The organism is Thermococcus sp. MAR1 (genome assembly GCF_012027305.1).
Classification (GTDB): domain Archaea; phylum Methanobacteriota_B; class Thermococci; order Thermococcales; family Thermococcaceae; genus Thermococcus.
This window is the reverse complement of record NZ_SNUF01000001.1, coordinates 447,409-468,153: the sequence shown is the minus strand read 5'-3', so window position 1 is coordinate 468,153 and position 20,745 is coordinate 447,409. Positions and strand designations below refer to the sequence as shown.

Genomic DNA, 20,745 nt, shown 5'->3' with positions numbered 1-20,745 from the left:
CCTAAAAAAATAAAAACTAAAGCACCTCGAACTTCTGGAGGAATATCCTGAGGTCAGTCTTAAAAGGCTCCTGAGCGCGTTCTATCTCTCCTCGGAGGAGCTGGAGAAAGTCCTTTTCATCAACGGATTCCTCCCAGAGACGTTTCACTAGACTTTCAAGCCTCTCGTAGTATTCCACGTATGGCCTCGCTTCAAACAGGGCCTCTTCCAGCTTCATACCTCATCCCTCCGTTTGAACCAGTAGTACCAAAGCCGGTCGACGTCCTCGGCCTGACCCATTATCAGGAAGTAGCGGAGTATTGCGAGGTTCACGAGTATGAGCAGTATAAGGATGATGTTGTACGCCGGAACCTCGCGGCTCAGGAAGGCGTAGTAGTCCCAGATGAAGTGTAAGAGCATCGCGAGGAGAAAGTACGGCGTAAGGGAGTCTATCTTTCCCTCGGCTTTCATTCCGTAGCCAACACCTATCACCGCACTCCAGGCACCGTGGGCGAACGGCGTCAGGAACGCCCTCACGATGGTCACTGAGACACCGTATCCCAGCCCATAGAGGAAGTTCTCCGTCGCAGCAAAACCCAGTCCAGCGGCAACACCGTAGACGAGACCGTCCATTATACCATCCATCTGGTTGGCTTTGAATGGCCACCTTATTGCCAGCGCCTTTGCCGGCTCCTCAACGATTCCGGCAATCATGGCCACGTAGAAAGCCGTCGTCGGGAGAACCGGGGTGACGGCTCCCCCCAGCGTCAGGAAACTCTCTATTATGTAAGCTATGCCGACTGAGATCGTCGCTCCCAGTAGGAAGGTCCCTATGACGTACCTCCTGGGCTCGGGTTCATACCTGTCGGCGTGATAGAAGTACCAGAGTATCACCAGGGCAGGCGCGTATGCGAAGAACACCAGGGCACTCAATACGTCCATACCTCATTCCACCAGAGGGAAATAGGGAAAGAAGAATTTAAATCTTTAGCATTTTCCAAGAAGTTCCTCCAAATCCACCCCCTGACTCTTAAGGTAGTCCACAAGGGGCTCCGGAGGTTTTACAGAGACGGAGTTAACGTTCTGTATTTCTATCTTTACCTCGTCCACCCACCTCTGCCCATCCCTTCTGTAGTATGTTCTCTGGACTATCTCGACAGGAATAAGGTCTTTGGTCAGTTTTACCGTCACGGTGCCACTGTAGTCCTTTTCATTCCCCTTTTCGCTCCAGATCGTGTGGTTGACAGTGATGAGATAGTAGTCGGCCTCCGCCGTCACGGTCGCGTTTTCAAGCGGAAAATCCTTCCACAGGTTGTCTAGAAGTGTTGAGTTCATCTCCGGCCCTTTACCAGTATCATAACACGAGAACTGCCAGTTTACAAGGCCGCTCTTGTTCGTCAGCGTTACAAACCCGGCCTTGGTGGTGTAGTAGTAAACGGCGTAGATGAGCCTGCCCGTCTTGTTGGCCACTGTAACCGAGGATTTCATCTTGTTTTCCTTGTCTATGGCAACAGAGGAGTGGAGCGTCGCAGCGAGTTTGGTTCCGTTGTACGTTTTAACGTCCATAACGTACTCATAGCTATTTATTCCAGCAACGGCGCTCTCAAGCTGCTCCTTCGTGAAGGGCAGATTTGATGACGTCGTTGTGGTAGTTGTGGAGTTGCTTCCCCCAGAGGAGATGCACCCTGAAACGAGAATCATGAGAACGAGCATCGCGCCGATGATTCCCAGGGATCTCTTTCTCATCCTATCACCCGGAGAGTAGTTCAGCTCCAGGTATTAAAAGGTTGGCATCAGAGCGAGCCCAAGACCCTGCTCAAGTCGGCGAGTCTGCCGAAGTCCAGGAGTTCCTCGTCCAGAGGAACCAGAAGCCTCGCGCTGGAGACGTCATATACCCTGAGGAATGGGGAAACTATCTCCCTGAGCACGTCGTTTCCGTACGCCCAGGGACTAAAGGCTGGAAGGACGATCAGTTTCTCACCCATCAAGAAGACGGGCACCTTGACGAGCGCTCCCACCTCATCGCGGAGGCGTATCGATGGATGCTCGTGTCCTATGATGAAGCGCTCCCCATCGACGAGTTTGTGACCATGGACCAGCTTCCATCCGGCAAGTTCAAACTCATCAACGATCTCGACGCCCAGCTCCTTGAGCCAGAGGATTCCAACGTCGTGGTTGCCCCTAACGAGAATCAGCTCGTCAACTAAAGGTCCAACCTCTTCAACGAACGCCCTCAGCTCTTCCCTCTCCCGCCACTCGGGCACGAAGGAGTGCTTCAGGTCACCATCCACGACGAGTATTTTCGGCTTTTCCCGCTCGAGGAGGGACTTCAGCCTTCCAACGACTTCGTTGAACACCCGGGGCAGGTAAAAGCCCTCCCTCGCCATGCTGACTTCGTAGCCCAGGTGGAGGTCCGCTATGATGAGCACCCTCCCGAGTTTCAGCGCTTTGCCCGGTAGCGGTGTGGGTCTCATGTGTCGGAGTTTGGCCTTCGACTTTTAAACTTTGTTAGGGCAACCGAAAAGGTTTTAAATCTGTCCACAAAGGGAACAATGGTGAGTAAAAATGCCCTATATTGGATTCGTGAGGAGTCCGCACGGACCGGTCAAAACGTACGAACTCATACTGAGAGAGCTGGAAAGAAGGGGCTTTTCCATCGAGTTCTCAAAGCACCACTGGGCGGGCGACCTGCCCTTCGGCCTGGTGATGGCGGAAACGAACAGGGGAGAGGTGGCCGTGAGGTGGGCCCTGGGAAGGGAGTTCATGATGGAGCTCGAGGAGGTTGACAAGGAAACCTACGACGAGTTCGTCGAGGACACGATAGAATACACCAATGCGGATTCAGGTTGAGCGCTCCTGTTTAATCCTTTCTATCACGTCGAATATGCTCCACAGATCGCGTATCACATGAAGGTGTGGTATTAGGGCGAGCCTCTCGCGGTTTTTCTCGACGAACTTCGCACTGAACGGGAAGTAGTACCAGACGTACTCGGTGTTCTCATCGCCATGCCCTATGAATCGCCAGGGCTTGTCGTCAACCCATACAAATATCTCCTCCCCGTACTTCTCCCGAACCTTTCTGAAGGCTTCGTCTATCGTCATTTCACGCCCGAAAACTATAACATCGTCAAAGAGATCGTAGATCCCCATCTCCTTAAGCCTTCTAACCTTCATCCCGTCAATGAAATCCTCGGCCGAGAAGGAAATGACCGTGTGGCCATCCTCCCTGAGTTTCTTCAGCAGTTCTGGGGCATCGTCGAGGGGCTTGCTCAGCTTTGCCCTCTCCTCGAACCATGTCTCGAAGAATTTCGTGCGCAGAAAGAAGGGTGGCTTCGAAGTTTTCTTGTGGCTTCCAAAGGTGGGTCTCTCGAAGTAGTTCTCCAACTTGGTGAGTGCTTTGGCCCAGAGACCTTTGAGGGGGAGCCAGCGGTACCGTTTCTCTAAGGCCCTCTTGAAGGCTTCCTCTATGCATGAATACGTGTCAGCCAGTGTGCCGTCGAAGTCGAATCCTATTATCATGATGACCCCTCCCAAAGCTTTCCAATACGGGCTTTAAGGGTTTTCTTTCAGGATCCCAAACACAAAGCATATAACAATGCCGACCCTATTTTCAACGACTGTCTTAAAGTTCAGAGGGTGATACGCATGGGAAGGCACTACCTCCCCAACGCTGCGCATAGGGATGAGATGCTCGAAGATATAGGTTTTTCTTCCATTGGGGAGCTCTTCTCCGACGTTCCAAAGGGCATGGTCAAGGAGTTCAACCTCCCCGACGGAAAGAGTGAGTACGAGGTCTTTCTCGAACTCAACGAGGTTCTCTCCAAAAACAGAACCGTTCTTGAGATGCCCAGCTTCCTTGGAGCTGGGACGTACTTCCACTACGTTCCAGCCCACGTGAAATACCTCATCGAGAGAAGCGAGTTCCTGACGGCTTACACGCCCTACCAGCCGGAGATAAGCCAGGGAATGCTCCAGGCACTCTTTGAGTACCAGAGTCTCATCGCGGAACTCGTTGGGCTACCAATAGTTAACGCCTCAATGTACGACTGGGGAACGGCTATGGCCGAGGCAGCTTTGATGACCGCAAGGGTTACTAAAAGAAACAAGTTCATAGCTCCCAAAGCACTCAGCCCAGAGAAGAAAAGGGTTCTCCACACCTACACCGCAGGCCCGGGGCTGGAGATCGAGTACGTGGACTGGAACGAAAACGGCCAGTTGAGCCTGGAGAAGCTCAAGGAGGCGGTTGATGGCGCCGCTGGGGTGTACATAGAGATTCCAAACTTCTTCGGAATGCTCGAGGAGGAAATCATCGCCATCGGCGAAATCGCTCATGACGCTGGAGCGCTCTTCGTAGTCGGCGTCGATCCAACGATCCTCGGTGTGGTGGAGGCACCCGGGGAACTAGGAGCCGATGTTGTCGTTGGAGAGGCGGCTTACTTCGGCAGCCCAATGAACTTCGGCGGCCCGAGGGCGGGGATATTCGCGGTTAAGAATGACAGGAAGCTGATAAGACAGATGCCCGGAAGAATAATCGGAATGACCAAAGACGCCGAGGGAAGGAGGGCCTTCGTCATGACCCTCCAGACCAGGGAGCAGCACATAAGACGCGCCAAGGCAACTTCGAACATATGTTCAAATGAGGCGCTAGTGGCTGTTGCAGCGGCAATACACCTTGCGACCCTTGGGCCGAAGGGTTTAACCGAACTCGGAGAAGTCATCCTCAAGAACACCGCATACCTCAAGAAGAGGCTTTCAGAGGTCGCCGAGATTCCTTTCAAAGGAATCAACTTCAAGGATGTTCTTGTGAGGTTCAGCAAGCCCTACAACGAGATACACGAGGCCCTTCTTGGGAGGAACGTCCACGGCGGCTACTACATTGGGGAGCACTTCCCGGAGCTGGGAGAGAGCGCTCTCTTCGCCGCAACTGAGACCACGCGAAAAGAATGGGTCGATGCACTAATAGAGGCCCTCAAGGAGGTGGCCTGAATGTTCCGCCAGGCCAAGTGGAACGAACCGCTCATCTTTGAGCTTTCCCATGAGGGAAGGGTCGGCTACACCATGCCAAAGCCTATTGAGAACGTTGAGGTTGAAATTCCGGAGAGGCTGAGGAGAAAAAGCCCGCTCAACCTTCCCGAGCTGAGCGAGCCTGAGGTCGTCAAGCACTATACGAGACTAAGCGAGATGAACTACGGCGTTGACTCGGGCATATACCCTCTCGGTTCCTGTACAATGAAGTACAATCCCAAGATAAACGAGGAGATAGCCGGCCATCCGGGAGTTGCCTACGTGCATCCCTACCAGGACGAGAGAACCGTCCAGGGAGCGCTAAGGATAATGTGGGAGCTGGAACAGTGGTTGAAAGAGATAACCGGCATGGACCGCTTCACCCTCCAGCCGGCTGCCGGAGCGAACGGCGAGTTCACCGGAGTGATGGTAATTCGGGCCTACCACCTCGACAGGGGGGACACCCAGAGGATGGAGATGCTCGTTCCAGACTCTGCCCATGGAACTAATCCCGCCAGTGCCGCCATGGCAGGCTTCAAGGTCATCGAGATACCCTCCAACGAGAACGGAACCGTTGACCTCGAGGCACTGGAGAACGCCGTGAGCGAGAGAACCGCGGGTTTAATGCTCACGAACCCCAACACCCTCGGCATCTTCGAGGACGAGATACTTGAGATAGCAAAGATAGTCCACAAGGCAGGTGGGCTTCTCTACTACGACGGGGCAAACCTCAACGCGGTCCTCGGAAAGGTCAGGCCCGGAGATATGGGCTTTGACGTCGTACATCTCAACCTGCACAAGACGTTCTCGACCCCGCATGGCGGCGGGGGCCCTGGTAGCGGGCCAGTTGGCGTCAAGGACTTCCTCAAGGACTACCTGCCGGTTCCGCTCGTGGGCTACGACGAGGAGAACGATCGCTATTACCTCGACTACAACGTGCCAAAGAGCATAGGCAAGGTGAAGGAGCTCTACGGCAACTTTGCTGTGATGGTCAGGGCGTTAACATACTTAAAGGTGATGGGCAGGGAAGGCCTCAGGGAGGTCAGTGAGATAGCCGTTCTCAACGCCAACTACCTCACCCAGAAGCTGAAGGGAACGAGGGGCTACGAGCTGCCCCATAAGGAGCTCAGGAAGCACGAGGTTGTGTTCAGTGCAGAACCCATGAAGAAGGAAACGGGGGTTAAAGCCCTTGACGTGGCTAAGAGGCTTCTCGACTTTGGAATGCACGCTCCGACCATCTACTTCCCGCTGATAGTCCACGAGGCGCTCATGATAGAACCCACCGAGACCGTCAGCAAGGAGGAACTCGACGCGTACGTCGAGGCTCTGAAGAGGATAAGTGAGGAAGCCTACAGCAACCCGGAGGTCGTCAAGAACGCACCCCACAACACAGCGGTGAAGAGGGTGGACGACGTTCTGGCGGCAAAGAGACCGATAATCACCTGGCGGATGTACAGGGAGCTGAAGGAGAAGGGAGAGGTCGATATCTAAGGAACACGGCCCCCTCTCTTTTTGGCAATTCTTTTCTATTATCTTTGTCCGCTATTACCCACATATGTACCAAAAAATTAATAAAGACCCGTCCGGATCAATATGTAATAGGAAAATTACATATGGGTGATGGAGATGGACAAGATCCTTGGGAAGTATGCGGCCCTCCATTATGAGGACGTCATTGAGGAATATGAGGTGCCCGTGAGGGGGTTTCTCTTCAAGGACGGCAGGCTTGAGGGAGTGTACGTGAAAGGCGGCATCCTTCCGGTCACGGAGGAGCTTCCGAGGGACGTTCACGAGGACATCCTCAGGGGGAGGAGCGGAAAGAAGCTAATTGTGAGGGAAGTGAGATACGCCGGAGCGGAGGTTCTTGAGGTCTACATCCAGGATGGTTACAGAACGTGGCCTGTTCACGTGACCCGGCTTCCAGATGGAAGTGGAACGTAGCCTACCACTAAGGGAGCTTCCACTCAAAAGGTCTATCCGCTCAAGCAGCGTTTTCAGAAGAGTTTCATGGTGGGCCCGGGGGGCTTTGAACCCCCGACCACGCGGTTATGAGCCGCGCGCTCTGACCAGGCTGAGCTACGGGCCCACGAATGGCGCCGCCGCCCGGACTCGAACCGGGGACCGCCGGATTAACAGTCCGGCGCTCTACCGACTAAGCTACGGCGGCACGACCCAATGTAGGGAATACAGGGGGGATTTATAAAACTTACGGTGATGGTCAGGCTGGAGAGAAAACTTTATATTCTGCGCTAGCTCTCTTAAAACCGTGCCCCGGTAGCCTAGCCTGGCGGGGCGGCGGACTTGTAATCCGCCGGTCGCGGGTTCAAATCCCGCCCGGGGCTCCATTACAGCCCCTGCTCTGCATGTTGGGACTTTTGTCTCAACACGTCGGGAAGCTTCGCTCCCCACGAGGCGTTGATGGAAACTTCGGGCAATTCTAAGGTGCTTATTTTCCTCACGTTTAGTCTCCAATTGCTGGCCTTACGATTTGTCCTAAAATAAAATTTCCGAGGATCTTTGTTGACTACTGGCCCAGTAGGTGCCAAGTAGAGCTAGGGGGCGCCAATATTTCAGCAACCAAGGCACCAAATTCAGTTGTTCACGTGGATACGCTTTGGCAATGGCACATTCAGGATTTGGAGCCCTCTTATTTTTCTAATTTTCATGAAAAGTTGACCAAGTTTACCCCCATGTTTGCCAAAATATGGCCATTAAAACCTCTAAAAAATGGCATAAAGACAATCTTTTTGGCAAGAGATGTCAAAATTCCAATCGATTTTGGAAGCCCGATCAGTTTTCAGTAAGTTCGAACATCGAACCCGTGCTGAGTCTTTATAAGCCTTTCCCATGAGGGGTGAACATAGGGGTGCATCAAGGTAGCTTTTCGACATGAAAAAGGTTCTTAAACTTTTCGTAACCGATATAAACCCCTGTGGGCGAGTTATCACTCGAAAAGCTTATATACCGAAACCCGCAGGTGGGAGGTAGTGATAATCGTTCTTAAAAAATGTTAAGGGGGCAATTCTCGGTGGCGGCGAAAAAAGAATTTGATATATTCACCCACGAACTGGTTCCTGAGCACAGAATACTGAGCGAGGAGGAGAAGGAAGAACTCCTCAGAAAGTACAGAATTAGGATTTCCCAGCTTCCGCAGATCAAGGCTTCAGACCCTGCTGTTGTCGCTCTTGGCGCAAAGCCCGGAGATGTTCTTGAGATCAAAAGGAAGAGCCCGACGGCGGGCTACTATTACTACTACCGCCTGGTGGTTGAGGACTGATTCTGCGAGGTGAGATTATGGCATCGAGAGGACCGACCGTTGTTGATGTTACTCCCGACGACCTCTGGCTCGTTATGGAGGCATACTGGAAGGAGAAGGGACTCGTTAGACAGCACCTTGACTCTTACAACGCCTTCATCGACTATGGGATGCAGAAGGTCATAGACGAGTTCGGCGGCATCAAGCCGGACATCCCCGACTTCGAGGTTAAGTTTGGAAAGGTCCGCCTCGGCGAACCCGAATTCCAGGAGGCCCAGGGGCAGAGAAAGCCCCTCTACCCGATGGATGCCCGCATAAGGAACCTCACTTACTCCGCCCCGCTGTACCTGGAACTCATTCCCGTCGTCAACGGTATCGCCCAGGAGGCCGTCGAGGTTCGCATCGGAGAGCTTCCGATAATGCTCAAATCCAAGGCGTGCAGACTCTACGGCCTCAGCGACGAAGAGCTGATAAAGCTCGGCGAAGACCCAAAGGACCCGGGAGGATACTTCATTATAAACGGTTCTGAAAGGGTTATTGTCTCTATCGAAGACCTCGCTCCGAACAAGACCCTTGTTGAGAGGGACGAGAGGCAGAACAGGGTGATAGCCAAGTGCTTCTCCTACAGACACGGCTACAGAGCTTTAATCACCGTTGAAAGGAGAAAGGACGGAATTCTCTACGTCAACATCCCGAACGTTCCAAGGCCCGTCAAGTTCGTCTATGTCATGCGCGCGCTGGGCGTTCTCAGCGACAAAGAGATAGTCGAAGCCGTGAGTGATGATCCAAGAATACAGCAGGTTCTCTTCGACAACCTTGAGGACGCAAGCGACATAACCACCCAGGAAGATGCGCTCGACTACATAGGAAAGCTCGCCCTTCCCGGCCAGCCGAAGGAGTACAGGCTCAGAAGAGCCCAGCACATAATAGACAACAACCTCCTACCCCATATGGGCGTTGAGGAAAAAGATAGGAGCGCGAAAGCTTACTATCTCGGCATGATGGCCCTCAAGGTTCTTGAACTTTCGCTCGGACTCCGCGGTGAGGACGATAAGGATCACTACGCCAACAAGAGGCTTAAGTTAGCGGGAGACCTCCTCAGAGACCTCTTCCGTGTTGCCTTCGGCCAGCTAGTCAAGGACATGCAGTACCAGATGACCAAGACCTACCAGAGAAAGGGTGAGCGTTACACTTTCGAGAACATCCAGCGCTTTGTGAGGAACTCGATAAGGCCCGACGTTCTCAGCGAGAGGATTGAGCACGCTTTAGCGACCGGTGCCTGGCCGGGTGGAAGAACCGGTGTGAGCCAGCTCCTCGACAGAACCAACTACATGTCAACTCTCTCCCACCTCAGGCGTGTCACTTCCCCGCTCAGCAGGGATCAGCCCCACTTCGAGGCGCGTGACCTTCACGGTACCCACTGGGGCAGGATATGTCCCACCGAGACTCCAGAGGGTCCGAACTGTGGTCTCGTTAAGAACCTCGCCCTGATGGCCCAGATAACCACCGGAATCCCTGAGGAAGAAGCCAGGGAGTATCTCAACAGGCTCGGGGTTATCCCGATAGAGGAACAGAGGCCGAATCCAAACCTCTGGCGTGTCTACCTAAACGGTGTTCTCATCGGAACCGTTGAGGACGGAGAAAGCCTCGTGAACAGGATAAGAACCGACAGGAGAAGCGGAAGAATCAGCGACGCAATCAACGTTGCCCTCTACCAGGACGAGGAGGTTAGGGAGATATACGTCAACAGCGACGACGGCAGGGTTAGAAGACCGCTCATCATAGTTGAAAACGGCAAGCCAAAGCTCACCAAGGAACACATCGAGGGAATAAAGAACGGCACCCTCACCTGGAGCGACCTCGTAAAGATGGGCGTCATCGAGTATCTCGATGCAGAGGAGGAGGAAAACGCCTACGTTGCCACCTGGCCGTGGGAAGTCACTGAAGAGCACACTCACCTCGAACTCATGCCCGCTGCAATACTCGGTATTCCAGCTTCACTCGTTCCATACCCGGAGCACAACGCGGCTCCGCGTAACACTTACGGCGCTGGTATGGCCAAGCAGAGCCTCGGCCTCGGCTGGGCCAACTTCAGGATCCGTGTTGACACCCGCGGGCACCTCATGCACTACCCCCAGGTTCCGCTCGTTAACTCGAGGATAATGAAGGCCGTCGGTTTCGAGGAGAGGCCTGCCGGTCAGAACTTCGTCGTTGCTGTCCTCAGCTACGGCGGATACAACATGGAAGATGCAGTTATCATGAACAAGGCCTCCATAGAGCGCGGTCTTGCTCGCTCAACCTTCTTCAGAACCTACGAGGCCGAGGAGAAGAGGTACCTCGGCGGTCAGACCGACCGCTTCGAGGTCCCTGACCCAACCATACAAGGCTATCTCGGTGAGAAGTACTACAGGCACCTCGATGAGGACGGTATAATCTTCCCCGAGTCAAAGGTTTCCGGCAAGGACGTCCTCGTTGGAAGGACCTCACCGCCGAGGTTCCTTGAGGAGCAGAGCGGCCTCGGAGGTATAATCCTCCAGGAGAGGCGCGAAACGAGCGTTGCCGTCAGGCCGAGCGAGAGGGGCATCGTCGACAAGGTTATCCTGACCGAGACGGGCGACGGAACCAAGCTCGTCAAGGTAACCGTCAGGGATCTCCGTATCCCCGAGTTCGGAGACAAGTTCGCGAGCAGACACGGCCAGAAGGGTGTCATAGGCCTCATCGTCCCGCAGGAGGACATGCCCTGGACCGAGAGCGGAATCGTCCCAGACCTCATAGTCAACCCGCACGGTATCCCGAGCCGTATGACCGTCGGGCAGCTGATTGAGGCTATCGGCGGAAAAGTCGCGGCGCTGAAGGGAAGGCGCGTTGACGGCACAGCCTTCATCGGTGAGCCCGAGGAGAAGCTCAGGAAGGAGCTTGAGGAGCTCGGATTCAAGCACAGCGGAAGGGAAGTCATGTACGACGGCATAACCGGAAGGCGCCTTGAGGCAGACATATTCGTCGGCGTCATCTACTACCAGAGGCTCCACCACATGGTCGCCGACAAGATGCACGCGCGCTCAAGGGGTCCGGTGCAGGTTCTCACCAAGCAGCCGACCGAGGGAAGGGCAAGGGAAGGCGGTCTCAGGTTCGGTGAGATGGAGCGTGACGTCCTCATCGGCCACGGTGCTGCGATGCTGCTCATTGAGCGTCTCCTTGAGGAGAGTGACAAGACCGAGGTATGGGTCTGCGAGAGCTGTGGACATCTGGCACTCGAAGACAAGCGCAGAGGAAAGGTCTACTGCCCTGTCTGCGGAGAGGAAGAGAAGATAAGCAAGGTGGAGATGAGCTACGCCTTCAAGCTGTTGCTGGACGAGCTGAAGGCGATGGGAATAAGGCCGTCTCTCAACATAGTTGATAGGGTGTGATCACCATGCAGTCGATGAAAAAGGTCATCGGGAGTATTGAGTTCGGAATCCTCTCACCCCAGGAAATCAGAAAGATGAGCGCGGCCGAGATAAGCGTCCCCGACACGTACGACGATGACGGTTACCCCATTGAGGGCGGCCTCATGGACAAGAGGCTTGGTGTCATCGACCCCGGACTGCGCTGTGAGACCTGCGGAGCGAGAGCCGGGGACTGTCCCGGCCACTTCGGTCACGTTGAACTCGCCAGACCGATAATCCACGTCGGTTTCGCCAAAACGATCCACCGCGTTCTGGAGAGCACCTGCCGCGAGTGCGGGAGGATAAAGCTCACCGACGAGGAGATAGAGGAGTACACCCACAAGTTCGAGGTCATGGGCGACAGGAAGAAGGCCAAGGACAGGCTCATCAAGGAGATACACAAGAAGGCCAAGGAGAGAATGGTCTGCCCGCACTGCGGTGCCCCTCAGTTCCCGATTAAGTTCGAGAGGCCGACCATCTACTGGGAGCTCAGGAAGGACGAGGAGGGCAACGAGTACAAGCACAGGATGATGCCGAGCGAAGTTAGAGACAGGCTTGAGAAGATACCCGACAAAGACCTCCATCTCCTCGGCCTGCACCCGGAGAAGGCCAGGCCAGAGTGGATGGTCCTCACGGTCCTTCCGGTTCCGCCGGTTACAATGAGACCGTCAATCACCCTGGAGAGCGGTATTCGCGCTGAGGACGACCTCACCCACAAGCTCGTCGATATTATCCGCATCAACAACCGCCTTAAGAGCAACATCGAGGCAGGCGCGCCACAGCTTATCATCGAAGACCTCTGGGACCTCCTCCAGTACCACGTCACCACCTACATCAACAACGAGACCTCGGGAATCCCGCCGGCCAAGCACAAGAGCGGAAGACCCCTCAAGACCCTCGCTCAGAGGCTCAAGGGCAAGGAGGGAAGATTCAGAGGAAACCTCAGCGGTAAGCGCGTTAACTTCTCCGCTCGTACCGTCATCAGCCCCGACCCGATGATAAGCATCAACGAGGTCGGTGTCCCGATAGCTGTAGCCATGGAGCTCACAGTTCCAGAGAAGGTAACCGAGTTCAACTTCGAGAAGCTCAAGAAGATGGTCCTAAACGGGCCCGAGAAGTATCCGGGCGCCAACTACGTTATAGACCCCGAAGGAAGGAGAATACGCCTCATGGAGAACAACCTCGAGCTCATCGCGGAAAAGCTCGACCTGGGCTGGACGGTTGAGAGACACCTGCTGGACGGCGACATAGTCCTCTTCAACAGACAGCCATCCCTGCACAGAATGAGTATAATGGCCCACCGCGTTAGGGTTATGCCCTACAGAACCTTCCGCCTTAACCTTGCAGTCTGCCCGCCATACAACGCGGACTTCGACGGTGACGAGATGAATCTCCACGTGCCACAGACGGAAGAGGCCCAGGCTGAGGCAAAGATACTCATGGAGGTTCAGAATCACATCATCTCGCCGAGGTATGGAGGCCCGCTCATCGCGGGAATCCAGGACCACATATCCGGCGGTTACCTGCTCACGCGCGAGGGAGCCTACTTCACCCGCTCAGAGGTCGAACAGATGCTCATGTTCGCCGGCGTTGACGTGGAGGAGCTCCCCAAGCCGGACAAGGTTGAGAACGGCGTTGAGCTCTGGAGCGGAAAGACGATATTCTCGCTCCTCCTGCCGGACGACCTTACTATCTGGTACCGCAACAAGCTCTGCGACGAGCCAGAGCGCTGTGAGGCTCTCGAGAAGCTCATAGAGGAGAAGCTAATCCCCGACGAGGAGGAGGTCAGAAAGCTCGCCTACGACGGCTTTACCTACATCCTCAACGGGAAGCTCCTCAGCGGTGCGATAGACAAGAAGGCCTACGGAAGGGAGGACGGAAAGCTCCTCGACCTCATAGTGAGGGAGTACGGCGTCGAGAGGGCGAGGCAGTTCCTCGACCAGGTCACCAAGCTCGCGATCTGGGTCATAACCCACAAGGGCTTTACCACTGCGATAGACGACGAGGACCTTCCGAGCGAGGCCCTCGACAGGATTAAGGAGATAATCCGCGAGGCCGAGGAGAGGGTTAACAGACTCATAGAGGCTTACAAGAACGGCGAGCTCGAACCGCTACCGGGCAAGACCCTCGAAGAAACTTTAGAGAGCAACATAATGGCAGTCCTAGCTGAGGCGCGTGATAACGCGGGTAAGGTCGCCGAGAGATACCTCGGTATGAACAACCACGCGGTCATAATGGCCAAGACCGGTGCGAGGGGTAAGATGCTCAACATCACCCAGATGGCAGCGATGCTCGGCCAGCAGTCCATCCGTGGAAAGCGCCTCTACCGCGGCTACCGCGGAAGGGTTCTCACGCACTTCAAGCCGGAAGACCTCGGAGCCAGGGCGAAGGGATTCGTCACCAACTCCTACAAGAGCGGGCTTACGCCCCAAGAGTACTTCTTCCACGCTATGGGTGGACGTGAGGGACTTGTCGACACCGCGGTCAGGACGGCGCAGAGCGGTTACATGCAGCGCAGGCTCATCAACGCACTCCAGGACCTCAAGGTGGACTACGACGGAACCGTCAGGGATCCAACGGGCATCATCGTACAGTTCAAGTACGGCGAGGATGGAATAGACCCAATGAAGAGCTGGGGAGGCAAGACCGTGGACGTTGATAGGGTGATTATAAAAACCCTGCTCAAAGTGAGGGGGAAGGGGTGAGATAGATGGTCGCTGCAAAAACCATCAAGAGCATGGTTGACAAGGCCGAGCTTCCTGACAACATCAAGGAAGAGCTCTACAACAAGCTCATCGAGTACAACAAGAAGTACAAGCTCAAAAAGGCCGAGGTCCAGGCCATCATAGATGAGGCCGTCAATGAGTACCAGAGGGCCCTCATCGAGCCGGGCGAGGCGATAGGAACGGTCGCCGCACAGTCCATCGGTGAGCCGTCAACGCAGATGACCCTCAACACCTTCCACTACGCGGGTGTTGCTGAAATCAACGTCACCCTCGGTCTGCCGAGGATCATCGAGATCGTCGATGCAAGGAAGAACCCCTCAACGCCGATTATGACTGTCTACCTCGACGAGAAGCACCGCTATGACCGCGAGAAGGCCCTGGAAGTTGCGAGACGCATTGAGGGAACGAGCCTTGAGAACCTTGCAAGGGAGATGAGCATAGACATCCTCAACTTTGAGTTCATAGTCGAAATAGACCCTGAGAGGCTCGAAAAGGCCGGTCTCGACATGGAAAGGATCCAGAGAAAGCTGGAGAGCTCCTTCAAGAGCGCCGAGTTTGAAGTTGACGGATACACCGTCATAATGCGCCCCAAGAAGGTCGGGAAGCTCTCCGACCTGAGGAGGCTCTCCGAAAAGGTTAAAAAGCACCGCCTTAAGGGTCTCTCGGGCGTCGGGAAGACCATCATAAGGAAGGAAGGCGACGAGTACGTCATCTACACCGAGGGCTCCAACTTCAAGCAGGTCATTAAGGTTCCGGGCGTTGATCCTACGAGAACAAGAACAAACAACATCCACGAGATTGCCGAGGTGCTCGGCATTGAAGCGGCAAGGAACGCCATCATAGAGGAAATCGTCAACACGATGCGCGAGCAGGGTCTTGAGGTTGACGTCAGACACATCATGCTCGTCGCCGATATGATGACGCTCGACGGCGTGATACTGCCCATAGGCAGGCACGGTATAGTTGGGGAGAAGGCCAGCGTGCTTGCCAGGGCCGCTTTCGAGATCACCACCCAGCACCTCTTCGAGGCGGCTGAGAGGGGTGAAACCGACCCGCTCAACGGTGTCGTCGAGAACGTCCTCATCGGACAGCCCGTACCCGTCGGTACGGGAATCGTCAAACTGGCAATGAATCTCCCCCTGAGACCGAAAAGGGAGTAGGGAGGTGTAGTTAATGGTTGACTTTGCATTCGAGCTTAGGAAGGCTGAGGAGACCGGAAAGATAATCATGGGTGCCAAGAAGAGCATCCAGTACGCCAAGATGGGTGGGGCCAGGCTGATTATAGTCGCCAGGAACGCCAGGCCCGACATCAGAGAGGACATCGAGTACTACGCCAAGCTCAGCGGCATACCGGTTTACGAGTTCGAGGGAACCAGCGTCGAGCTCGGAACCCTCCTCGGAAGGCCGCACACCGTTTCGGCCCTCGCCGTGATAGACCCCGGTGAGAGCAAGATACTGGCCTTGGCTGGGGGTAAGGAGTAATGCCGCTTAAGCTCAACACAGACCAGATCAAGTTCATAGCGCTCTTCGAGAGCATGACCGGAGCGACCGTCATGGACTGCCTCATAGACACGAACAGGAACAGGCTCATCTACGTCATCAAGAAGGGCGAGATGGGACTGGCCCTTGGAAAGAAGGGAGCTAACGTCAAGCGTGTCCAGAACATGCTCGGAAAGGACATAGAGCTCATCGAGCACTCGGAGAACCCCGAAGAGTTCTTAAGGAACATTTATAAGAGCCTCGGGGTTAAGGTTAAAAAGGTTCACATCACTGAGAAGCGTGATGGTAAAAAGGTCGCCCTCCTCGATATAGGCCCGCGTGAAAAGCCGCGCGCCATCGGAAGGGGCGGCCAGAACATCAACCTCGTGAAAGAGCTGATGGAGAGACACCACGGCATTCATGATGTGATCATAATTTGAGGTGATGATCATGCCTGGAAAGAAGGCCCCGTATGGAGAGTTTGCCGGTAGGAAGCTCAAGCTCAAGAGAAAGAAGTTCCGCTGGAGCGACATCAGGTACAAGAGGAGAGTCCTCAGGCTCAAGGAGAAGAGCGACCCGCTTGAGGGTGCTCCGCAGGCCAAGGGAATCGTCCTTGAGAAGATCGCGGTTGAGGCAAAGCAGCCGAACTCAGCTATGCGTAAAGCAGTCCGTGTCCAGCTCATCAAGAACGGTAAGGTCGTTACCGCATTCACCCCCGGTGACGGAGCTATAAACCACATCGACGAGCACGACGAGGTCATCATCGAGGGAATCGGCGGTCCTAAGGGCGGTTCCATGGGTGATATACCGGGAATCAGGTACAAGGTCGTCAAGGTGAACAGGGTTTCCCTCAAGGAGCTCGTCAAGGGAAGGAAGGAGAAGCCGAGGAGGTGAAGTGAATGGCCAAGGCAATCACCGAGCGCTTTTACCAGCCCAAGGAGCTTAAGGTCATGGGCAGATGGAGCGTTGAGGACGTCGTTGTGAACGACCCGTCACTCAGGCCCTACATCAACCTTGATGCCCGTATACTCCCGCACAGCCACGGAAGACACGCCAAGAAGTCCTTTGGAAAGGCCCAGGTTCACATCGTCGAGCGCTTGATTAACAAGGTCATGCGCAGCGGCGCCAGCGGCCACAAGGTCGGCGGCCACTTCATGAGAAGGGAGCACCGCTCGCTCATGAGCAAGAAGATGAAAGCTTATGAGGTCGTCAAGGAGGCCTTCATGATCATCGAGAGGAGGACCAAGCAGAACCCCATTCAGGTTCTCGTGAGAGCCATAGAGAACTCCGCCCCGAGGGAAGATACCACCACCATCGCCTTCGGTGGAATCCGCTACCACATGGCGGTTGACGTTTCCCCGCTCAGGAGGCTCGACATAGCCCTCAAGAACATCGCCCTTGGAGCGAGCGCCAAGTGCTACAGGAACAAGACCAGCTACGCCCAGGCCCTCGCCGAGGAGATAATCGCCGCCGCCAACAAGGACCCGAAGAGCTTCGCCTACAGCAAGAAGGAAGAGATCGAGAGGATCGCCCAGTCCTCACGCTGAGGGCTGGCTGGTTTCTCCTTTCCTATTCTCTTGGCTTTTGTCCAAAAATTAAAGGTCAGTGGGCCAGCGCTTTTCCGAGCCACTTGGCGAGGGCCACTATCGTCAGTATCGGCGGCATTCCCGGAGAATGCGGCAGAACGCTGGCGTCACAGACGTGAAGGTTTCTGACCCTTGTCTCAAGGTAGCCATCAACCACGGTTCCGATGGTCGCGGTTCCACCCACGTGGGCTCCCTCGGGCTTGGAAACGACGAAGGAACTTGGATCGGCGCCTATGCCCTCGAGTATCTCCTTGGCCACAGCGACACCATCGTCAATCCTCTTCCTGTCGTCCCTTGTAATCGCCTTCGAGACTTTGCCGCTTGGGTAGACCCTCCCTGAAGGATCGTCTGAGGTCTTCACCATGATGCCGACCAGTTTGTCCGTGGGCATCATGAAGCCCCTCCTACCGGCCTCCATGAACCTCACCGTCCTGCTCGCGTTTATGTAGGGAGAGAGTATGAAGCCTCCATCGTCGTGGAACTCGTGGTCAACGAGCGCCATGGCCGGTTCCATCACCTGGTGCATGCCCTCAGCCCTTCCGTAAACGTTCACAAAGGCATCGATGAAGAGACCCTTTCCCGCGCACTCCAGGCCGGAGTTCTGGAGTATTACCGGCGTTGCCAGCGCCCCTGCTGCGAGAATGACGTGGTCTGCCCACACCTCAACGTAGCCGTTTTTACCGCGCCCCCTGACTCCAGCAACCTTTCCATCTTCTATCATTACTTCCTCAACGGTAGTTTCGTAGATTACCTCGGTACCGTGAGATAGGGCATCGTTCAGGTACTCAAGGGCAGTCCATTTTGCCCCCTGGGCACACCCAAATACGCAGCAGCCACAGCGGATGCACCTCGAAAAGTCAACGAACTTCGGCATGGGCTCCATCGTATAGCCGAGGTCTGCGGAGGCCTCGAGCATGTTCAGTGATGCCTCCGAGAGAACCTCCCTGGGCGTGGGGACGATCCCCATCTCCTCCTCCGCTTCCCGGAATTCGATCTCCAGGTCTATTCCAAGGTCCTTGAAATCCTCCTGGAGACAGCGGGTTCCGTTTCCGCACGATACTACTGTGGAGCCCCCAGCCATTATAGTCCTCCAGAGAATGACGCCCTCCCTGGACGTGCTCGGAGTCTTGTAGGCGGTCATGTCAAAATAACCAAAAGAGTCTCTGAGGGTCCCCAGGCGCTCCTCACGTCTGCCGGCCTCAACGATCAGAACCTCCTTCCCGGCATTACTCAGCTCCCTCGCAAGGGTAGCCCCACCTGCCCCAGAACCAACAATCAAGTACTCAGAGTGCTTTTTCATAAAACCAGCTCCCGGCTTCAATTGATTGAAGAAGAGTTATTCTCACTTAACCCTACACGCCCAAAGTATATATGGCTTTGGATTCATATTTAAGCTATTTCGGTTCCAGTTTACGAGTTACGAGAGAGGGTTTGTCTATCATAAAGCAAGCCGATAAGGCAAATATCGCATCCATACCTTTTTTAATAAGGTATTGGTAAGACAGATATGGGGAAAAGCAAGAGGACTATGCAAATGAAGACGAAATGGAGAACCTTCAAAGAAACTGGCTGTAAGTTTTGTTTACTAAATCAAACTCTCCCCCACCATATTCCCCGGCTTCTCTAAGCCAAAGAACTTCAGAATAGTGGGCGCTATGTCCATGAGGCTCGGTTCGTCAAGTTCCACCCTCTCGAAGCCCCAGAGGATGAGCGGAACCTTCATTACCGGCTCGTTCATCGAGCCGTGCATTCCCTTGACCCAGTGGCTCACTCCCTTTATTCCTTTGCACATTCTATGTGAACAGAACCAGTAGCCCGGCTTGGCAGAAACTATAAGCTCACCGCTGTTCGGGCTGTTGAGGTGTTCAAAATCCTCGCGGAAGAAAACCTCCTTAACGCCTGGAGCCCTCCTCAAGACTTCAAAGGCTTCCTCGGTCTGGTTCGGGTCTCTGAGATAAACGTGAACTCCCCCGCCAGAGGAAACCCTGAGGGTTTCTATTCCATGTTTTCTCAGATACGTCCTTAGGTTTACCCAGGTGTGTACGCTTTCCTGCCCGTGGTCGGCGAAAATGATGAAGGCGTACTCTTCCTTCAGTCTCTCCCAGAGGGTTCTCACGGCCGTATCCACAGTCTCGACAGCCTTTAGAGAACCCTCACTCAGGGGGCCATGGTCATGGCTCATGCCGTCAATCGAGGCGAAGTGGACGAGGAGCAAATCCGGCTTGCATTCCTCGTAGAGGTAGAGGGCAGAGTTGAGAACCCAGAGGTCTTTTCGCCAGTCCCTTCCGTGCTGGCGATACATCTTATCGCCCGCGAAGAATGGGGGAAAGATCCTCACGTCGGTTCCGCTGAATGGTGGCATGGTATAGCCGGAGACACTGGCGGTTCTAACACCCTTCTGCCGCAACAGGTCAACGATGGTCGGGGCCTTAATGACCTCGTGGGGATTAAAGGCCACCTCATAGTCGTAGAAGTTAACCTTCCTGTCCGTTAAGCGGTCGTAGTAGCCGTTCTCGACGACGCCGTGGTCTCTGGGCCAAACTCCGGTCATCACGCTCGTGTGGACTAAATCGGTCAGCGTTGGGAAAATGGAATCGACCACGGCAAAGCTCCCGCTCTCAGCTAACTCGCTCAGGAAGGGCATGTGCTTTAGGTTGTAGACCCCACAGCCGTCAAGGCTAATGAGGGCGAGCTTCTTTCTCATGGCTCAAACCCCAGAAGAGAGCATATCTTCTGGTTTATCTTCGTTTTGAGAAGTGGTCCAATTTCCCCAAGTTCACCGACGAGGATGTCCTTTTGGACTGTTGCTATCTTTGTAAGTCGAACGAACGACGAAACCTTGAGACCGGTTAGATGGAACTCGGGATGGGCCTGTTCAATTAGAACGTCAGTTTTGGAGTTATAGTGCTCAATCCTTGAGGAGATAAAGGCGAGTGTAACGTCGTTTCTGTCTTCATATAATACGAGAGCTGGACGGAGTTTAGTGCCCCTTAAGCTCGTAAATGGAAACGGTACAAGAACTATCTTCCCCTTCATCTGTATCTCACCTTAAGGTCTTCCTCTGAGTATATGTCCGGCTCGTTCTCGAGGAACTCCTTTAGTGATTCCTCCGAGAGTTTCATCAGGGCGTAGCTCTCCTCCCTCTCAAGTAGCTCCCTCAAGAGTTTCTCTATATTCTCAAGCTTTTCCTTAATCCTCATGAGCTCCCCAATAACATCAACTCCCTCCACGTTATCACCCCCAACCGGTGTCAGCCTGACGTGCACTCATCATCTTCAGTGGGATGGAGT

General features: G+C 54.5%; 21 protein-coding genes and 3 tRNA genes. 13 read left to right on the top strand and 11 right to left on the bottom strand.

Annotated features, from left to right (window positions below; all coding sequences use genetic code 11):
• Positions 1-16 precede the first annotated feature (16 nt).
• Genes E3E25_RS02685 through E3E25_RS02670 form a run of 4 tightly spaced genes read right to left on the bottom strand, consistent with a single transcriptional unit; the run spans position 17 to position 2,453 of the window.
• Positions 17-217 (bottom strand): hypothetical protein, encoded by a 201-nt coding sequence (locus tag E3E25_RS02685; protein ID WP_167891713.1) that lies wholly within the window; start codon positions 215-217, stop codon positions 17-19.
• Positions 214-921 carry a PrsW family intramembrane metalloprotease gene (locus tag E3E25_RS02680; protein ID WP_167891712.1) on the bottom strand — a complete coding sequence of 236 codons (708 nt, stop codon included), beginning with the start codon at positions 919-921 and terminating at the stop codon, positions 214-216. The genes E3E25_RS02685 and E3E25_RS02680 overlap by 4 nt, the downstream gene beginning before the upstream one ends.
• A 45-nt stretch (positions 922-966) precedes the next feature.
• Entirely contained in the window at positions 967-1,725 is a 759-nt protein-coding gene (locus tag E3E25_RS02675; protein WP_167891711.1) for a hypothetical protein, read from the bottom strand.
• Between the two features lie 47 nt (positions 1,726-1,772).
• Positions 1,773-2,453, bottom strand: coding sequence for a metallophosphoesterase (locus E3E25_RS02670; protein WP_167891710.1), 681 nt, complete (start codon positions 2,451-2,453; stop codon positions 1,773-1,775).
• Positions 2,454-2,544: 91 nt separating this feature from the next.
• Here E3E25_RS02670 and E3E25_RS02665 point away from each other — a divergent pair, with 91 nt between their 5' ends.
• A complete protein-coding gene (locus E3E25_RS02665; protein ID WP_167891709.1) occupies positions 2,545-2,829 on the top strand; it encodes a hypothetical protein in 285 nt (94 codons plus the stop codon).
• Here the strand turns inward: E3E25_RS02665 and E3E25_RS02660 are convergent.
• Positions 2,821-3,498: an HAD family hydrolase gene (locus E3E25_RS02660; RefSeq protein WP_167891708.1), complete on the bottom strand. Its 678-nt coding sequence runs from the start codon at positions 3,496-3,498 to the stop codon at positions 2,821-2,823. The two genes, E3E25_RS02665 and E3E25_RS02660, sit on opposite strands and share 9 nt — an antisense overlap.
• A 126-nt stretch (positions 3,499-3,624) precedes the next feature.
• On the opposite strand from E3E25_RS02660, the gene gcvPA reads away from it, so the two are divergent.
• The 3 genes from gcvPA to E3E25_RS02645 all read left to right on the top strand — a co-directional run bounded on the left by gcvPA (position 3,625) and on the right by E3E25_RS02645 (position 6,924).
• Complete coding sequence (gene gcvPA, locus E3E25_RS02655; protein ID WP_167891707.1) at positions 3,625-4,965, top strand: aminomethyl-transferring glycine dehydrogenase subunit GcvPA; 1,341 nt, start codon at positions 3,625-3,627, stop codon at positions 4,963-4,965.
• Complete coding sequence (gene gcvPB / locus E3E25_RS02650) at positions 4,966-6,474, top strand: aminomethyl-transferring glycine dehydrogenase subunit GcvPB (RefSeq protein WP_167891706.1); 1,509 nt, start codon at positions 4,966-4,968, stop codon at positions 6,472-6,474. It abuts the gene before it with no gap.
• Between the two features lie 129 nt (positions 6,475-6,603).
• Entirely contained in the window at positions 6,604-6,924 is a 321-nt protein-coding gene (locus tag E3E25_RS02645; RefSeq protein ID WP_167891705.1) for a hypothetical protein, read from the top strand.
• Between the two features lie 67 nt (positions 6,925-6,991).
• On the opposite strand, the gene E3E25_RS02640 is transcribed toward E3E25_RS02645, so the two are convergent.
• Together E3E25_RS02640 and E3E25_RS02635 are read right to left on the bottom strand one after the other, a co-directional pair.
• Positions 6,992-7,069: transfer RNA gene (locus E3E25_RS02640), tRNA-Ile, on the bottom strand.
• A 5-nt stretch (positions 7,070-7,074) separates the two neighbouring features.
• Positions 7,075-7,150, bottom strand: a tRNA-Asn gene (locus E3E25_RS02635).
• Between the two features lie 101 nt (positions 7,151-7,251).
• Between E3E25_RS02635 and E3E25_RS02630 the strand changes: the two genes are divergently transcribed.
• From E3E25_RS02630 to rpsG, 9 genes are all read left to right on the top strand, one after another.
• A tRNA-Thr gene (locus tag E3E25_RS02630) sits at positions 7,252-7,328 on the top strand.
• 683 nt (positions 7,329-8,011) lie between these two features.
• On the top strand, positions 8,012-8,260 hold the full coding sequence (locus E3E25_RS02625) for a DNA-directed RNA polymerase subunit H (RefSeq protein ID WP_088865748.1): 249 nt from the start codon (positions 8,012-8,014) through the stop codon (positions 8,258-8,260).
• A gap of 17 nt (positions 8,261-8,277) precedes the next feature.
• Entirely contained in the window at positions 8,278-11,646 is a 3,369-nt protein-coding gene (locus E3E25_RS02620; protein WP_167891704.1) for a DNA-directed RNA polymerase subunit B, read from the top strand.
• A gap of 5 nt (positions 11,647-11,651) precedes the next feature.
• A complete protein-coding gene (locus E3E25_RS02615; RefSeq protein ID WP_167891703.1) occupies positions 11,652-14,369 on the top strand; it encodes a DNA-directed RNA polymerase subunit A' in 2,718 nt (905 codons plus the stop codon).
• 5 nt (positions 14,370-14,374) lie between these two features.
• Positions 14,375-15,550, top strand: coding sequence for a DNA-directed RNA polymerase subunit A'' (gene rpoA2, locus E3E25_RS02610; protein WP_167891702.1), 1,176 nt, complete (start codon positions 14,375-14,377; stop codon positions 15,548-15,550).
• A gap of 13 nt (positions 15,551-15,563) precedes the next feature.
• A complete protein-coding gene (locus tag E3E25_RS02605) occupies positions 15,564-15,872 on the top strand; it encodes a 50S ribosomal protein L30e (RefSeq protein WP_167891701.1) in 309 nt (102 codons plus the stop codon).
• On the top strand, positions 15,872-16,309 hold the full coding sequence (locus E3E25_RS02600; protein WP_167891700.1) for a NusA-like transcription termination signal-binding factor: 438 nt from the start codon (positions 15,872-15,874) through the stop codon (positions 16,307-16,309). The genes E3E25_RS02605 and E3E25_RS02600 overlap by 1 nt, the downstream gene beginning before the upstream one ends.
• 10 nt (positions 16,310-16,319) lie before the next feature.
• Positions 16,320-16,763 carry a 30S ribosomal protein S12 gene (locus E3E25_RS02595; RefSeq protein ID WP_014788295.1) on the top strand — a complete coding sequence of 148 codons (444 nt, stop codon included), beginning with the start codon at positions 16,320-16,322 and terminating at the stop codon, positions 16,761-16,763.
• Between the two features lie 5 nt (positions 16,764-16,768).
• Positions 16,769-17,416: a 30S ribosomal protein S7 gene (gene rpsG, locus E3E25_RS02590; protein ID WP_167891699.1), complete on the top strand. Its 648-nt coding sequence runs from the start codon at positions 16,769-16,771 to the stop codon at positions 17,414-17,416.
• Positions 17,417-17,471: 55 nt separating this feature from the next.
• Here the strand turns inward: rpsG and E3E25_RS02585 are convergent, their stop codons facing one another.
• The 4 genes from E3E25_RS02585 to E3E25_RS02570 all read right to left on the bottom strand — a co-directional run bounded on the left by E3E25_RS02585 (position 17,472) and on the right by E3E25_RS02570 (position 20,685).
• On the bottom strand, positions 17,472-18,755 hold the full coding sequence (locus E3E25_RS02585; RefSeq protein WP_167891698.1) for an FAD-dependent oxidoreductase: 1,284 nt from the start codon (positions 18,753-18,755) through the stop codon (positions 17,472-17,474).
• Positions 18,756-19,040: 285 nt separating this feature from the next.
• The gene (locus E3E25_RS02580) at positions 19,041-20,159 is read right to left on the bottom strand and encodes an alkaline phosphatase family protein (protein WP_167891697.1); all 1,119 of its coding nucleotides are present in this window, start codon (positions 20,157-20,159) and stop codon (positions 19,041-19,043) included.
• Positions 20,156-20,491 carry a type II toxin-antitoxin system PemK/MazF family toxin gene (locus tag E3E25_RS02575; RefSeq protein WP_167891696.1) on the bottom strand — a complete coding sequence of 112 codons (336 nt, stop codon included), beginning with the start codon at positions 20,489-20,491 and terminating at the stop codon, positions 20,156-20,158. The genes E3E25_RS02580 and E3E25_RS02575 overlap by 4 nt, the downstream gene beginning before the upstream one ends.
• The gene (locus E3E25_RS02570) at positions 20,488-20,685 is read right to left on the bottom strand and encodes a hypothetical protein (RefSeq protein ID WP_167891695.1); all 198 of its coding nucleotides are present in this window, start codon (positions 20,683-20,685) and stop codon (positions 20,488-20,490) included. The genes E3E25_RS02575 and E3E25_RS02570 overlap by 4 nt, the downstream gene beginning before the upstream one ends.
• Positions 20,686-20,745 lie beyond the last annotated feature (60 nt).

Coding starts and splice junctions, on each gene's coding strand:
- E3E25_RS02685 (WP_167891713.1), bottom strand. CDS start 217: ATGAAGCTGGAAGAGGCCCTGTTTGAAGCGAGGCCATACGTGGAATAC.
- E3E25_RS02680 (WP_167891712.1), bottom strand. CDS start 921: ATGGACGTATTGAGTGCCCTGGTGTTCTTCGCATACGCGCCTGCCCTG.
- E3E25_RS02675 (WP_167891711.1), bottom strand. CDS start 1,725: ATGAGAAAGAGATCCCTGGGAATCATCGGCGCGATGCTCGTTCTCATG.
- E3E25_RS02670 (WP_167891710.1), bottom strand. CDS start 2,453: ATGAGACCCACACCGCTACCGGGCAAAGCGCTGAAACTCGGGAGGGTG.
- E3E25_RS02665 (WP_167891709.1), top strand. CDS start 2,545: ATGCCCTATATTGGATTCGTGAGGAGTCCGCACGGACCGGTCAAAACG.
- E3E25_RS02660 (WP_167891708.1), bottom strand. CDS start 3,498: ATGATAATAGGATTCGACTTCGACGGCACACTGGCTGACACGTATTCA.
- gcvPA (WP_167891707.1), top strand. CDS start 3,625: ATGGGAAGGCACTACCTCCCCAACGCTGCGCATAGGGATGAGATGCTC.
- gcvPB (WP_167891706.1), top strand. CDS start 4,966: ATGTTCCGCCAGGCCAAGTGGAACGAACCGCTCATCTTTGAGCTTTCC.
- E3E25_RS02645 (WP_167891705.1), top strand. CDS start 6,604: ATGGAGATGGACAAGATCCTTGGGAAGTATGCGGCCCTCCATTATGAG.
- E3E25_RS02620 (WP_167891704.1), top strand. CDS start 8,278: ATGGCATCGAGAGGACCGACCGTTGTTGATGTTACTCCCGACGACCTC.
- E3E25_RS02615 (WP_167891703.1), top strand. CDS start 11,652: ATGCAGTCGATGAAAAAGGTCATCGGGAGTATTGAGTTCGGAATCCTC.
- rpoA2 (WP_167891702.1), top strand. CDS start 14,375: ATGGTCGCTGCAAAAACCATCAAGAGCATGGTTGACAAGGCCGAGCTT.
- E3E25_RS02605 (WP_167891701.1), top strand. CDS start 15,564: ATGGTTGACTTTGCATTCGAGCTTAGGAAGGCTGAGGAGACCGGAAAG.
- E3E25_RS02600 (WP_167891700.1), top strand. CDS start 15,872: ATGCCGCTTAAGCTCAACACAGACCAGATCAAGTTCATAGCGCTCTTC.
- E3E25_RS02595 (WP_014788295.1), top strand. CDS start 16,320: ATGCCTGGAAAGAAGGCCCCGTATGGAGAGTTTGCCGGTAGGAAGCTC.
- rpsG (WP_167891699.1), top strand. CDS start 16,769: ATGGCCAAGGCAATCACCGAGCGCTTTTACCAGCCCAAGGAGCTTAAG.
- E3E25_RS02585 (WP_167891698.1), bottom strand. CDS start 18,755: ATGAAAAAGCACTCTGAGTACTTGATTGTTGGTTCTGGGGCAGGTGGG.
- E3E25_RS02580 (WP_167891697.1), bottom strand. CDS start 20,159: ATGAGAAAGAAGCTCGCCCTCATTAGCCTTGACGGCTGTGGGGTCTAC.
- E3E25_RS02575 (WP_167891696.1), bottom strand. CDS start 20,491: ATGAAGGGGAAGATAGTTCTTGTACCGTTTCCATTTACGAGCTTAAGG.